Genomic DNA, 13,411 nt, shown 5'->3' on the forward strand with positions numbered 1-13,411 from the left:
TCGGCGAGGGGCCCACAGGGAGGGAGTCGGCTCAACCGATGACGTGCTCTATGCCGATCCCCACAGCCGCGAGGAGGGCGGAAAGGGACGTGATGGCGAGCACGACGAGGGCGCATCCGCCCGAGGCAGGTTTCGGCGAGTTCATCTTGGCGGCGGTCTGGTGGTAGAGCTTCACGGCGGGGTCGTTCTCGTCGTCGTAGTCCCCGTCGTGGTAGCTGATCATTTTCGCGGCGCACAATGCGCAGAGACTTCCCGCCGAGACCTCGGTGCCGCAACCGTTGCATTTCGCCATGCTCAACCTCCGCGTGGTCGGGTCATCGAAGCGTATCGATCTAGGCGGAGCTTTACACCCCATATGCCTTTCTCAGCCGGGCGCCGCAGCTCATGGTCCCGAGCCATGTCTGTGCGAGGGTGGGTGCGTCGGCTGCCACAGTGTGTCGGACGGAGGGTCGGTATCGATGCCGCGGGGGTGTGCCGTAAATCCTGCTTGGTGCGCCGCGCTTCTTTAATCACCTCTTTTCGGGTGTGCCCGCTATGCCGCGCTTGCTCAATTCGTCCCGGAAAAGAATGCGAATGACAGTCATGCGTGGTGAATCGCGGCGGCCGACAGCGAGGTGCCGGCTGAGCCCATCCGGTGGGCCGGCGCTGTCCGTGCCTGGCGCAGCAGCAGCACGCGCCGGAGGGTTCCCACCAGCTCATGACGTACCGGGCGTAGGGCTCCAGCGGTTGTCGGGAGAGTGGCGGCCGGGCATGCTGACACGACGCGCCGGGGCGAGGTCGGCGGCGGGCGGAAGGCGGCTCGGTGACCCATGGCGGGTGCAAGCCGGGGTCGGCAGGGCTGGGGCCGGGAGGTCTGGGGGTCGGGGGAGCTGGAATCAGCGGCGGTGGACCATGGTGGCCGCGGCGGCGACGTTGACCGCGACGATGGCGAGCCAGGCGATGATCAGCCCCATCGTCCCCGCGGTGGAGCCCGCGATCGCGGTCAGCGGCACGCCGAGCGCCAGCGAGCCCAGGGTGATCGGTGCCATGCCGTTGCCCTTGGGCTTGCGCGGCGAGGCCGGATGGGCGTCGAGCTCCGCCTGCACGCGGGCGGCGATGGTGGCGTCGAGCCGCGCCGCGAACGACTCGACGAGCGCCGCCTCGTAGGCAGGGCCGAGGTCGCGGTGGGCGTCCAGCGTGGCCTGGAGATCTTCGCGGATGGGGTGGGTGTCCTGCATGCGGTCATTCTCCCCGCTGGGCGACCCGCCGTCATCAGCCCTGAGAGCTAGCGTCGGATCGTCCGAAGGTACGGTTGCGCCATGGAGGTCATGACGCCGCGCGGGCCGGCGCGGGTCGAGGTCGACGAGGCGGAGCGGCCCCGGATGCTGCTGGTCCTGACCCACGGCTCGGCCGGGACGGTGGACGCGCCCGACCTGCTGGCGGTGCGCGACGCGGCGCTCGGCGTGGGCGCGAGCGTGGCCCGGGTGACGCAGCCGTTCAGGCTCGCGGGGGGCCGGGCTCCGGGCCCGGCGGCCCGGCAGGACGAGGCCTGGGGGGCGGTGCTGGGCGAGCTGCGGGCCCGCTGGCCGGGGCTGCCGCTGGTGCAGGGCGGCCGGAGCAACGGGGCCAGGGTCGCTTGCCGTACCGCCAGGGACGTCGGCGCGACGGCGGTCGTGGCCCTGGCGTTCCCGCTGCACCCGCCGGGCCGGCCCGAACGGTCGCGAGCGGACGAGCTGCGCGGCGCCGGCGTGGACGTGCTCGTCGTGAACGGAGACCGCGACCCGTTCGGCGTGCCCGACGCCGCCGACGCGGCGCGGCTGGTCGTGCTGCCGGGGGAGGGGCACGAGCTGAAGAAGGACCCGGCCCGGGTGGGCGAGGTGGTCGCGCGGTGGCTGCGAGCCCTGGTGCCCGCCTAGAACGGTGACTCTCCCGGGCCGCCCCGTCACCCGGGAGCGGGCGGGACCGGCGAGCCCGACCCGCGCGGGAAGCCCCCAGGGAGCCCCACCGGCTGCCCACAGGGGTTGGGCGGTGGGGTCCGGGACTCGTCGCGAAGGGTTGATGACCCGCTCCGGATCACCGGTGTGGACACGGGGGAGCGGGAGGCGCCGGGCCGCCACGCGGCGCGGCGGTCGTGGAGACGTGCGAGGTCAGGCGGCTCCGACCACGGGCCGGTGCGGGGCGATGGCGGTGCCGCCCGGCAGCAGCTCTCCGGTGTCCTCGAACAGGACCACGCCGTTGCACAGCAGGCTCCACCCCTGCTCGGGGTGGCAGGCGATGGTACGTGCGGCCTCGCGGTCGGGCGCCTCGGCGGACGGACAGACCGGGTGGTGCGGGCACATCGGCGTGCCTCCGATATCTCGTCGAAGCCCCCGCGGGAAGGGCGGGAGCGGCTCGGGTTCGTCGTTGTAGCAAGTGTGCGATGTACGTCACACCATCCGACATAGTCCGTTAGGACGGTTGGAGGAGGATGCCGGGGAGGTGTGACCCTCGACACAGCGTGCCTTAAGCAGGATAACGGTCCAAGCTCGACACGCCACTACGTTTCGAGGCCTTTGAGCAACGCCTCCAGCCCCCGTTCGAAATCGACGTCGGCCCGTTCGTCGCGGCGGACCCACTCGTCCACCTCGGGATCGGCCCAGCCGGACTGCTGCACCTCCACCGCCACGCTGCCGAAGACGAACGCCCGCAGCGCGCGCACGGCCTCGGCGGCGCCGGGCAGGCCCGCGTCGGTGAGCTGCTCGGTCTGCTCCCGGATGGCGACGGCGGTGGCGCCCTTGGGCGGTTTGGTCAGGGCGAGCGCGAGGACGCCCGGATGGTCGCGCAGCAGCTCACGGCTGGCCCGGCACCACGCCTTGGCGGTCTCCTGCCAGGTGGACCCCGGCTCGACGTGGACCGCCGTGACGTGCTCGGCCAGCGCGTCCATCAGCGCCTCCTTGCCGCGCGGCAGGTGGTGGTAGATGGCCATCGCCTCCACCTGCAGCGCGTCGCCGAGTCGGCGCATGGTCAACCGGCGCAGGCCCTGCGTGTCGGCGATGTGCAGTGCGGCCTCGATGATGCGCTCCCGGGAGAGCGGCACGGGCGGCCTCTTGGCTGGCATGGAGATCATCTTACTATGTAAAGGGCCTGGGGCCGGTCCGATGACGAGGCGTGGCGTGAAACGGCGTACCCTTGTCGCTGGTAAGCAGTGGGTGCGCGAAAGGCAGAGTCGATGGCGTTTTTCCGTCCGCGGGTGAGCCGGGAGGCCGAGGTCCGCTACCACGCGGATCTGGAGATCTCCAGGACGTTCCCGGAGCTGCTGGAGAAGGCCAGGAAGGCCGAGCAGACCCTGCGCGAGCTGAGGGCCGCCGACGCGGACGAGGTCGAGCTCCTGGGCGCCGGGCTGGCGTTCGACAAGGCGCTCACCGAGGCGCTGCGGGCCGCCGAGGCGGGCCAGCGGTCCACGTTCGGCGTGCGGTCCTACGACGACCGCATCGCGCGCCGCAAGGCGAAGGCCACCCCGGCCGGCGCCATGTGGACCGCCGAGGTCGAGCGGCTGCGCACGCTGCGCGAGGAGAACCGGATGTGGGGCATCCCGCGCATCCCCCGTCCCGTCCCCGCCCAACGCTAGAACCGGCCCGGCGTCAGGGCCCGCCCGGTGTCAGGGCCCGCCCGGTGTCAGGGCTCGCCCGGCGTCAGGACTCGCTCGGCATCGGGGCCCGCCCGGCGTCAGGACTCGCTCGGCATCGGGGCTCGCCGGGCGCCGGGGCCCGTCCAGTGCCGGGAGCCCCTCCGGCGCCGGGACCTGCTCGGCGTGGCGGGAGCGGACGGCGCGCACGTCGCGCGCTCACCCGGCCGTGCCGACGGTGAACGGCCGCCCCGGGCGCTGACGGCCGCGCGGGGTGCCGGGCCGTGTTCCAGGACGGCCGGATCGCGGACGCCGTCGCCGCGCCGTCGCGCCCCCGCCCGCCTGGATCGCCGAGGACCCCCCGAGTGAGATCACACGTGCGCATCCCGCTGCCCGACGGCGACGCGCTGACCGCGACCGTGGCCCTGCCGGAGCGGACCGCACCCGCGACCGGATGGCCGGGGGTGGTGATCGTGCACGAGGTCTACGGCGTCGAGCCCGACATGCTCGATGTGGCGGACCTGTTCGCCGACCACGGGTACGCGGCCGTCCTGCCCGACCTCTACAGCCACGGCACCAGGATCGCGTGCCTGGCGCGGTCCATGCACCAGCTGGTCACCGGCAGGCCGGGGCGGCCCACCTCCGACATCGACGCGACGCGGCGATGGCTGGCAGGACGCGACGACGTCGACGGCCACCGGCTCGGCGTGATCGGGTTCTGCATGGGCGGCGGGTTCGCCCTCGCCTACGCCGCGGGCGCGCCGCCTGGCGTGCGGGCCGCGTCGGTGAACTACGGCGCGGTCCCGCGCGACATGGCGCGGCTGCGGGCGGTGTGCCCGGTGGTGGGCTCCTACGGCGGCCGTGACAGGGGCTTCCGGACACACGGCAGCCGGCTGCGGGAGCACCTGAGCGCGCTCGGCGTCGAGCACGACGTCGAGATCTACTCCGACGCCGGGCACTCCTTCATGACCGACGGTCACCATCCCGTGGCGAGGCTCGCGCTGTTCCCGCTGCGGCACGGCCTCGTCCGCCCGGCCGCGGACGAGGCCTGGCGGCGCACGTTCGCCTTCTTCGACGCGCACGTCGCCGGCCACCGCTGACGCGCCCCCGGCCCGCGACGGATCAACCGTTGCGGGAGGCCGCCAGCGCGACCGCGGCACGGGCGCCCGCCGCGGCGACGCCGGGGATGCTCGACGTGATGAACGGACCGCCGCCGGCAAGGTCCCCCACCACGTGCAGGCGCGGGTCGGCGGGGACCAGCCCGCCCGCCGGGTGCAGCGCGGCGAGCCCGTCGTCGAGCAGGGACGTGACCAGCGGCTCGGCCGCGCGGGGCAGTGCCTGGGGCGGCGGGTTCACGGCGTTGACGACGGCGTCGGCGTCCAGCTCGCCGGTGTCGCCCAGCACCCGGAACCCGCCCTCCACCGCCTCGATCTTGCGCACGCCCGCCACCATGGTGAGCTGCCCGTCCTCGAACAGCCGCAGCAGGACGGCGGCGTTCACCGGCACCATGGGCGAGGCCAGGCTGGTGGCGAGCCGGAAGTGCGCGCGCAGCCGCTCGCGGTCGGCCTCGGGCAGCAACCGCCACGCGTACGGGCCGACGGTGTGCGCGGCCTCCTGCAGCACCCGCCGCCCGATCCCGGGGTCGTCGACGGCCGCCAGCTGCCGCCGCAACCGCCGCACGGGCTCCTCGGACCCGGCCGACAGCAGCTCGGCCGTGAAACGCGCGAAGTCCTCGCCCGTCTCGGCCAGCTCGGCCCGGAACAGCCCGGCGAGGTCGTCGAGGGTCAGGCCGCCGTGCTCGCGGCACAGCTCCTCCACCCGTCCGACGGTCAGGTGCACGGGCCGGTGGCCGAGGGGACGCTGCCAGACATGGGGCAGCATGCCGCTCCGGGACACCAGCGTGATCCGCCCGGCATGGCCGCGTGCGGCGAGCGACACCACCGCGTCCACGGCGGTCAGCCCGCTGCCGATCACCGCGACGTGGGCTCCGGCCGGGATCCGGCCGAGCGTGTGCGCCAGCGGATACGGATCGTCCACGAACCCCGCGGCGCCGCCCAGGCCGTAGTGGTCCTGCGGCGTCCCCCTGCCGATGCACAGCACCACCCGATCGGCCCGGTGGTGGTGGCCGTCCTCCGTGCGCAGCGTCACCCGCGCACCGCCGGAGCGGGCCGCCGCGACGACCCGGGCGGCCACGACCCGGGTCCGCCAGCCCCGCCGCCGCAGTGCGGCGAGCGCGGCCTCGGCGGCGTCGGCGAGGTACTCGCCGTAGAGCCCGCGCGGCACCAGCGGCTGTCCCAGCAGCTCGTCCAGGTGGGCGGCGGCACGCTCCGGGCCCAGCCAGGAGGCGTAGTGCCCGCCGTCCTGGTGGCGGATCGACATGATGGCGGGCGGGGCGTTGACCAGCACGCTGTCCAGATCCGGCCCGTACGGGCGTCCCCGCCACAGATGCGCGGACGGCTCGAACACGGTGACCTCCCCCGCCTCCATCCCCGCCCCGCCGACGGCCAGAGCGTCCAGCAGCCCGACAGCGGCAGCGCCGCCCCCCACGATCGCGATACGCATGACGTTCCTTCCTTGTCGGTCCCCACGGCTCTTCCGAGCCTCGCGGGCGCCGGGATCGCGCTCCATCACCCCGATGCGGGGGATCGGCGAGGAATGACCCCCTCGAATGAGGGGTTGGCGAGAGAGAGGAGAACGGGCAGGCTGACGCGTGTCCAGCCCTCGCAGGTGACCCGCGTCAGGAGGTTCGATGACCCACCCGCCCCGCCACGCCGGGATCCTGTCGGCCGCCGAGCGGGCGGCGAGCCCGCTGGAGCTGTTCAGCCGCGCCTCGGCCCGTTTGCGGCGGGTGCTGCCGTTCGACGCCGCCGTGTGGTCGGCCACCGACCCGGAGACGGGCCTGGTCACCGCGCCCATGCTGGTGGAGAACCTCGGTTCCGGCGAAGGGTGCGCCGCCTACTGGGAGAGCGAGCTCCTGGAGGAGAACGTCCTGCCGTTCCGTGACCTCGCCCGCGCCGCCGTGCCCGCGGCCGGTCTGCGCGCGGCCACCGGCGACCTGCCCGCGCGCAGCGCCCGGTTCCGCCGCCTGCTCGGAGACCAGGGCGTGGACGACGAACTGCGGGCCGTGCTGCGGATCGGCGGCCGGCCGTGGGGGTCGGTGAGCCTGTTCCGCATGCGGGGCGGCCGGCCGTTCGGCCGGCCCGAGATCGCGTTGCTCGCCGAGCTGTCCGGACCGCTCGCCGACCGGTTGCGCCGCTTCGCCCGCCCGTCGGCATCGGACGGCGGGCCCGGGGCGCCCGCTCCCGGCCTGCTGCTGTTCGACGAGCACGGCGAGGCCACGTCGATCAACGAGGAGGCCCGGCGCCATCTCGCGCTGCTGCCGGACGGCCCGTCCACGCCGTCGGCGCTCGGGCTGAGGCTGCCCATCTGGCTGATCGGCACGGCTCTGCAGGCGCGCGCCGTCGCGCGGGGCCACGATCGCGGCAGCGCCCGCACCCGCATCCGGACCGTCGACGGCCGGTGGCTGACCTGTCGCGCCTCGTGCCTGAGCGGCCCCGGCGGACGGCCGGGCCCGACCGCGCTCGTCATCGAGCCCGCGGCCCCCGCCGACCTGGCCGTCATCGTCGCCGAGGCGTACGGCCTGACGCCACGGGAGTTCGAGGTCGCTCAGCTGGTGGCACGGGGCCTGCCCACCACGGAGATCGCCGCGGCCCTGTTCATCTCTCCGCACACCGTGCGCGGCCATCTGAAGGCCGTCTTCGGCAAGGCGGGAATCACCAGCCGGGGTGAGCTGGTCGCGCAGCTGTTCGCCGAGACCCACCGGCCGTAGGACCGGCCGTAGGACCGGCCGTGGGAGCCGCCGTCGGCCGCCGCCATCCCGCCGTCCCGCTCCGGCCGTATGCCGTGGCCCGCCGCCGGACATGGCGGAGCCCCGGCCGGTCGGCCGGGGCTCCGCCGTCGACCCTCATGCTCCGTGAGGGGGTGCGCTGGTGGCAGCGGTCCGTCAGGGGCGGGCCGCGCCGGGCGGCCGGGTCAGCTGGCCCAGTCGAGCAGCGGTCGCGTGTTGCTCGGGTGCCGCAACTTGGACAGCGACTCCTTCTCGAGCTGGCGGATCCGCTCCCGGGTCAGGCCCAGGTGCTTGCCGATCTCGTCGAGGGTGTGCGGCTTGCCGTCCACGAGGCCGAACCGCAGCGCCATGATCTTCGACTCGCGCGGGGAGAGGTTCTCCAGCACGCCGCGCAGCTGGTCGCCCAGCAGCTGGCGGTCGACGATCTCCGACGCCTCCGGGGAGTCCACGTCCTCGATGAGGTCGCCGATCGTGGTCTCGCCGTCCTCACCGATGGTGGCGTTCAGCGAGATCGGCTGACGGCTGGTGCGCAGCAGCTCCTCGATCTGGTCGGGGGTCTTGTCCAGCTCGACGGCCAGCTCCTCGGGCGTGGGCTCGCGGCCCAGCCTCTGGTGCATGTCGCGCTCGATGCGCGACAGCTTCGACAGCATCTCCAGCACGTGGACGGGCAGCCGGATGGTGCGCGCCGAGTCGGCGAAGCCGCGCTGGATGGCCTGCCGGATCCACCACATCGCGTACGTGGAGAACTTGAAGCCCTTGGTGTAGTCGAACTTCTCCACCGCCCTGATCAGGCCCAGGTTGCCCTCCTGGACCACGTCGAGCAGCGACATGCCGCGGTCGGTGTACTTCTTGGCGACCGAGACGACCAGCCGGAGGTTGGCCTCCAGCATGTGGTCCTTGGCCTCCTTGCCGTCGCGGACGACCATCTCCAGGTCCTCACGGGCGGCGGGGGACAGGGAGACGTCGGTCTCCAGCTTGTACTCGGCGTACAGGCCGGCCTCGATCCGCCGGGCCAGCTCGACCTCCTGCGCGGCGGTCAGCAGGGTGCGCCGCCCGATCGACTTGAGGTAGGTGTGCACCGAGTCGCCCATGACGGACTGGTTGTCGTCGAGGTCGAGCGCCTCGTCGCCGTCCAGGTCGGCGTCCTCGGCGACGAGGACGGGCGCGTCGGGCTCGGCCTCGGCGGGGGTGGGGGTCGCGGTGACGGCCTGGACCGGCTCGGGGACGACCGGCTCGGGGACGACCGGCTCGGCCGTGGTCAGGTCGGCGCGCGTCAGGGCCGCGTCGGTCGCGGCCGCGCGCTTGGTGCTGGTGGTGGTGCTCGTCGTCGCCTTCTTCGCGGTCCTGGTGGTCTGGACGGTCGGGGTGGCCTTGCGCGTGGTCCTCCTGGCAGGCTTGCCCAGGGACGGCTCGTCCTCCGCGGCCAGGCTGACGCCGGCCTCGGTGAGCTCGCGCAGGATCGACCGGCCCTGTACGGGACTGATGCCGGCCTCCGCGAACGCGTCACGCAGCTCCGCGAGGGAAAGATGACCCTGGACTCGCCCTCGGTCAAGCAGCTGGTCGAGGGTCGCGGGCGGGGTCGCCACGGCGGTTCGGGGCATGAGGACACCTCCTCCATACGGAGTCGAAGCGATCAGGCAGGTTGTGGTGGGGCGGCTCCGGCCGCTCAGCGCACCAGTATCAATAACGCCATTCGCCGCAGTTTGTTCCCGCATGGACGAAAAAAGGGGCGGACCACCCCGAAAGTGACCCACCCCACCAGGGGTTCTACTCCTCGACGACGACGTCGCCCGGCTTCACCTCGGGCATCGGCATGGGCTGGGCCTCCTCGAGCCGGTCGTCCGACCAGTATTCGAGCACCTCGCCCGGGTCGGGATTGACCTCCTGGGACACCACGACGTCCTCCGGCGCGCGGGTCGCCTCGGTGAGCTGGTCGACGGGCTGCGGCGCCTGCTCGGACGGCTGGGTCGCCCGCGTGTCCGGCGCGGCCGGCTGCCCGGACGGCGCGGCCTTCTCCACCACCGCTCTGGTCTCCTTGGCGACCTGGTCGAGCCTGCCCGCGGAGGCGGCCGCCGCGACGGAGACGCCGCCGACGACGATCACGCCGACGACCGCCGCGGATGCCCACATCTTGCGGGTCTGGTCCATGAAGGCTCCCTCCTTGCTTTCCCCACTATGACGCATCCGAAGGTCACCGGGTTCCGGAGCGCAGCCGCTGGAGGTCGGGCTTGCCGTTCGCCAGCAGCGGCAGGCGCGCGACGACGCGCAGGTCGCGCGGGGCGGCGTAGGCGGGCAGCCGGTCGGCGCAGTAGGCGCGCAGATGGGGGAGGGTCGGCGGGGCCGCCGGGTCGGCGGGGACCACGACGGCGACCACCACCTCACCCCACTCGGGATCGGGCCGGCCCACCACGGCGGCCTCGGCCACCGCCGGATGGCCGGACAGCACTTCGGCCACCGCGCCCGCCACCACCTTCTCGCCGCCGGTGTTGACGACGTCGTCGGCCCGGCCGAGCACCCGCAGCCTGCCCCCGGACAGCTCGCCGAGGTCGGAGGTGACGAACCACTCGCCGTCGCGGGGCACGGGCTCGCCCGACCGGTAGCCGGACAGCAGCACCGGCCCCGCGACGCGGATCAGCCCGTCGTCGCCGATCTTGACGTTCACGTGGTCGAGGGGCCGGCCGTCGTACACGCAGCCGCCGCACGTCTCGCTCATGCCGTACGTCGTCACCACGTGGGCGCCGAGCGCGCGGGCCTCGGCCAGCAGGCCCGGCCGCGGCGCGGCGCCGCCGAGCAGGACGGTCCGGAACCCCGACAGGTCGGCTCCCAGCTCGACCAGCCGGTGGAGCTGGGTCGGCACCAGCGACACGTGGTCGGCGCCGGACTCCAGCACCCGCCGGGGGTCGAAGCGCGGATGGATGATCGGCTCGGTCCCGCTGAGCAGCGCGCGCACCAGCACCTGCAGCCCGGACACGTGCGACGGCGGCAGGCAGCACAGCCACCGCTCGCCCCTGGTCGCCGCCACCCGCCGCAGCGACGCCGCCGCCGAGGCGCGCAGGGCACGCGCCGACAGCAGCACGCCCTTGGGCGCGCCCGTGCTGCCGCTGGTGGCGATCACCACGGCCACGTCCTCCGGCACGCCCGCGCCGCCGTCGTGGCGCGCGCCGCCGACGTGGGTCGGGCGCAGCGCGGAGATCGCGGCGCCGGCCTGGTCGGGGGAGAGCGGCAGGACGGCCGGCCCGGCACCGGACAGCGCGTCACGCAGAGCCGCGAACAGCTCGGGCCCGGGGGGCAGCACCAGGGCGTGCAACGGACGGTCCGGATGCGGCGACGTGGTCGGCATGCTCGTAAGGTTAGTGGCGCACAACGTGCCGCCGGCGACAGCCGCCGGCCCGCGGTGCACGCCCATGACCCTGCCCGCATTCGAGATCCGATCTCCCTCGTGGCTTCGCCGGATCCAGGAGGCCGCCCAGTGAACCCCGCAACCGCGCTGGCCACGGTGCTCGTCGACGAGCTGGTGCGCTGCGGCCTCACCGACGTCGTGGTGGCGCCGGGCTCGCGGTCGGCGCCGCTCGCGCTGGCCTTCCACGCCGACTCGCGGGTGCGGATGCACGTGCGGGTCGACGAGCGGTCGGCGGCGTTCCTCGCCCTGGGGCTGGCCAGGCGCTCCGAGCGGCCGGTCGCGCTGGTCTGCTCCTCAGGCACGGCCACCGCCAACTTCCATCCCGCCGTCATCGAGGCGAGCGAGTCCGGGGTGCCGCTGATCGTGCTCACCGCCGACCGGCCGCCCGAGCTGCGCGCCACCGGCGCCAACCAGACGATCGACCAGGTCAAGCTGTACGGCTCGGCGACCCGTTTCTTCGCCGAGGTCGGCGTGCCCGAGGAACGGCCCGGCCAGGTGGCCTACTGGCGTTCGCTGGTCTGCCGCGCCCACCAGCGGGCCACCGGCCCGGCCGACCCCGGTCCGGTCCACCTCAACCTCGCCTTCCGCGAGCCGCTCATCCCCGACGGCGACACCGCCTGGTGCGAGCCGCTCGACGGCGCCGAGACCGGGCCCTGGGTGCGCGCCCGCGTGGCGCCGCCGCCCGTCGCCCTGCACCTGCCGCCGACGCGGCGCGGCGTGCTCGTGGTGGGCGACGGCGCGATGAACGTGCGCCGCTACGTCGCCGCGGCCGGGATGGCCGGCTGGCCGGTGCTGTCGGAGCCCAACGGCGGCGCCCGCTACGGCGACCACTCCGTCTCCGCCTACCACTACCTGCTGTCCACCCCCGAGTTCGCCGACGCCCACGTGCCCGAGGTGGTGGTGACGCTGGGCCGGCCGGGCCTGTCGCGGCCGCTGCTGTCGTGGCTGAAGCGCGCCCCCGAGCACATCGTGGTCTCCACGGGCCTGGAGCGCTGGCCCGACCCGACCCGGTCGGCGACCCAGGTGGCGCAGGCGGTCGAGATCCCCGTCGCCTCCGGCGACGACAGCTGGCTGCACGCCTGGCGGCACGCCGACCTCGCGGCGCGGGAGGCCGTGGACGAGGTCCTCGACGCCTCCGGGATGAGCGAGCCGCGGGTGGCACGCGACCTGGCCGAGGCGCTGCCCAACGGGGCGCTGCTCTTCTGCGGGTCGTCGATGCCGGTCCGCGACCTCGACCAGGCGATGCGGCCACGGCGCGGGCTGCGGCTGATGGCCAACCGCGGCGCCTCCGGCATCGACGGGGCGGTGTCCACGGCCATGGGGGCGGCGCTGGCGCACAACGGGCCGGCGTACGCGCTGCTGGGCGACCTGTCGTTCTTGCACGACCAGAACGGCCTGGTCCTCGGGCCGCGCGAGCCCCGGCCCGACCTGTGCCTGGTCGTGGTCAACAACGACGGCGGCGGGATCTTCTCGCTGCTGCCGCAGGCGGCGATCCGTGACGCGTTCGAGCGGGTCTTCGGCACGCCGCACGGGGTTGACCTCGGCTACGTGGCCGCCTCGACGGGCACTCCGTACACGCTGGTGGAGGACATCGGCGACCTGCCCAAGGCGATGCGCGGCCATGGCCCGCGGGTGGTGGAGGTCCGCACCGACCGTGAGGCGAACGTCGCGGTGCACGCCCGCCTGCGCGAGGCCGCGCAGGCGGCGGTCCGCGCCGTCGTCGCCTGACCCCGGTCAGCGCTCGATGAGGGTGACCTCCAGGGAGTAGTGCGAGGCGCGGTAGATGTGCGAGCCGTGCTCGACCGCCCGGCCCTGGTCGTCGTAGGTGGTGCGGACCATGGTCAGCAGCGGGGCGCCGCGCCGCTCGTGCAGCAGCCGGGCCTCCGCCTGGCTGGCCGCGCGGGCGCCGATGCGCTGGTTGGCGACCCGCATCCGCACACCCGCCCCGCGCAGCAGCTCGTACAGGCCGCGGTCCTCCAGCGCGGCGGCGCCCAGCGGCGCGAGCCCCAGCGGCAGCCAGTTGTGCAGCACGGCCAGCGGCTCGCCGGCCGCGAAGCGCAGCCGCTCGACGTAGAGGATCTCGGCGCCCGGCTCCAGGCCGAGAATGGGGGCGATGTGCTCGTCCACCGGGCGCGGCTCCAGGGTCAGCACCTGCGTGGCGGGCTCCTGGCCGGCGCGGCGCAGGTCGTCGTAGAGGCTGGTCAGCTCGACCGAGCGCTTGACCTGCCCGTGCACCACCTGGGTGCCGACCCCGCGCTTGCGCACCAGCAGGCCCTTGTCCACGAGATACTGGATGGCCTGGCGGATGGTGGGCCTCGACAGGCCGAGCTTGTCGGCCAGCAGGATCTCGTTGTCGAGCCGGGAGCCGGGGGCCAGGTCGCCCCGGCGGATCGCTTCGGCGATCTGCTCGGCCACCTGGAAATAGAGCGGCACGGGACTGGATCGATCCAGGTCGATCGCCAGATTCGCGGTCATGCCGATCAGCGTACCGAGGTCAGAATGTCCTGACAATCTGACGGCGAAGGCAGGTCGGGATGCCCCGTCGTGCGCCGATCGTCCTGTCGTGGGCATGAGAGGTTGC

At 74.0% G+C, this 13,411-nt stretch carries 14 protein-coding genes; 5 read left to right on the forward strand and 9 right to left on the reverse strand.

What is annotated here, in order from left to right:
* Nucleotides 1-31: 31 nt before the first annotated feature.
* Nucleotides 32-292 carry a hypothetical protein gene (locus tag CXR44_RS29445; protein WP_144070128.1) on the reverse strand — a complete coding sequence of 87 codons (261 nt, stop codon included), beginning with the start codon at nt 290-292 and terminating at the stop codon, nt 32-34.
* A 583-nt stretch (nt 293-875) separates the two neighbouring features.
* Nucleotides 876-1,217, reverse strand: coding sequence for a hypothetical protein (locus tag CXR44_RS29450; protein WP_101789395.1), 342 nt, complete (start codon nt 1,215-1,217; stop codon nt 876-878).
* Nucleotides 1,218-1,298: 81 nt separating this feature from the next.
* Between CXR44_RS29450 and CXR44_RS29455 the strand changes: the two genes are divergently transcribed.
* The gene (locus tag CXR44_RS29455) at nt 1,299-1,895 is read left to right on the forward strand and encodes an alpha/beta hydrolase family protein (RefSeq protein WP_101789396.1); all 597 of its coding nucleotides are present in this window, start codon (nt 1,299-1,301) and stop codon (nt 1,893-1,895) included.
* A 231-nt stretch (nt 1,896-2,126) separates the two neighbouring features.
* Here the strand turns inward: CXR44_RS29455 and CXR44_RS29460 are convergent, their stop codons facing one another.
* Both CXR44_RS29460 and CXR44_RS29465 read right to left on the reverse strand, forming a co-directional pair.
* Nucleotides 2,127-2,318 (reverse strand): DUF5999 family protein, encoded by a 192-nt coding sequence (locus CXR44_RS29460; protein ID WP_101789397.1) that lies wholly within the window; start codon nt 2,316-2,318, stop codon nt 2,127-2,129.
* Nucleotides 2,319-2,515: 197 nt separating this feature from the next.
* A complete protein-coding gene (locus CXR44_RS29465) occupies nt 2,516-3,076 on the reverse strand; it encodes a TetR/AcrR family transcriptional regulator C-terminal domain-containing protein (protein ID WP_180903763.1) in 561 nt (186 codons plus the stop codon).
* 111 nt (nt 3,077-3,187) lie between these two features.
* Here CXR44_RS29465 and CXR44_RS29470 point away from each other — a divergent pair, with 111 nt between their 5' ends.
* A complete protein-coding gene (locus CXR44_RS29470) occupies nt 3,188-3,586 on the forward strand; it encodes a hypothetical protein (RefSeq protein WP_101789399.1) in 399 nt (132 codons plus the stop codon).
* Nucleotides 3,587-3,948: 362 nt separating this feature from the next.
* Nucleotides 3,949-4,683 (forward strand): dienelactone hydrolase family protein, encoded by a 735-nt coding sequence (locus CXR44_RS29475; protein ID WP_180903764.1) that lies wholly within the window; start codon nt 3,949-3,951, stop codon nt 4,681-4,683.
* A gap of 22 nt (nt 4,684-4,705) precedes the next feature.
* Here the strand turns inward: CXR44_RS29475 and CXR44_RS29480 are convergent, their stop codons facing one another.
* Complete coding sequence (locus CXR44_RS29480) at nt 4,706-6,145, reverse strand: FAD/NAD(P)-binding protein (protein WP_101789401.1); 1,440 nt, start codon at nt 6,143-6,145, stop codon at nt 4,706-4,708.
* Between the two features lie 187 nt (nt 6,146-6,332).
* Between CXR44_RS29480 and CXR44_RS29485 the strand changes: the two genes are divergently transcribed.
* The gene (locus CXR44_RS29485) at nt 6,333-7,412 is read left to right on the forward strand and encodes a helix-turn-helix transcriptional regulator (RefSeq protein WP_101789402.1); all 1,080 of its coding nucleotides are present in this window, start codon (nt 6,333-6,335) and stop codon (nt 7,410-7,412) included.
* A 203-nt stretch (nt 7,413-7,615) separates the two neighbouring features.
* On the opposite strand, the gene CXR44_RS41240 is transcribed toward CXR44_RS29485, so the two are convergent.
* The 3 genes from CXR44_RS41240 to CXR44_RS29500 form a co-directional block, all read right to left on the reverse strand.
* Nucleotides 7,616-9,031: an RNA polymerase sigma factor gene (locus tag CXR44_RS41240; protein ID WP_101789403.1), complete on the reverse strand. Its 1,416-nt coding sequence runs from the start codon at nt 9,029-9,031 to the stop codon at nt 7,616-7,618.
* Nucleotides 9,032-9,197: 166 nt separating this feature from the next.
* The gene (locus CXR44_RS29495) at nt 9,198-9,578 is read right to left on the reverse strand and encodes a hypothetical protein (protein ID WP_101789404.1); all 381 of its coding nucleotides are present in this window, start codon (nt 9,576-9,578) and stop codon (nt 9,198-9,200) included.
* A 43-nt stretch (nt 9,579-9,621) separates the two neighbouring features.
* On the reverse strand, nt 9,622-10,770 hold the full coding sequence (locus CXR44_RS29500) for an AMP-binding protein (RefSeq protein ID WP_101789405.1): 1,149 nt from the start codon (nt 10,768-10,770) through the stop codon (nt 9,622-9,624).
* Nucleotides 10,771-10,899: 129 nt separating this feature from the next.
* On the opposite strand from CXR44_RS29500, the gene menD reads away from it, so the two are divergent.
* Entirely contained in the window at nt 10,900-12,558 is a 1,659-nt protein-coding gene (menD, locus tag CXR44_RS29505; protein WP_101789406.1) for a 2-succinyl-5-enolpyruvyl-6-hydroxy-3-cyclohexene-1-carboxylic-acid synthase, read from the forward strand.
* A 6-nt stretch (nt 12,559-12,564) separates the two neighbouring features.
* Here the strand turns inward: menD and CXR44_RS29510 are convergent, their stop codons facing one another.
* Nucleotides 12,565-13,305, reverse strand: a complete 741-nt coding sequence (locus CXR44_RS29510; protein WP_101789407.1) for a GntR family transcriptional regulator — start codon at nt 13,303-13,305, stop codon at nt 12,565-12,567.
* Nucleotides 13,306-13,411 lie beyond the last annotated feature (106 nt).

The sequence above is a fragment of the Nonomuraea indica genome (assembly GCF_002850745.1).
Taxonomy (GTDB): domain Bacteria; phylum Actinomycetota; class Actinomycetes; order Streptosporangiales; family Streptosporangiaceae; genus Nonomuraea; species Nonomuraea indica.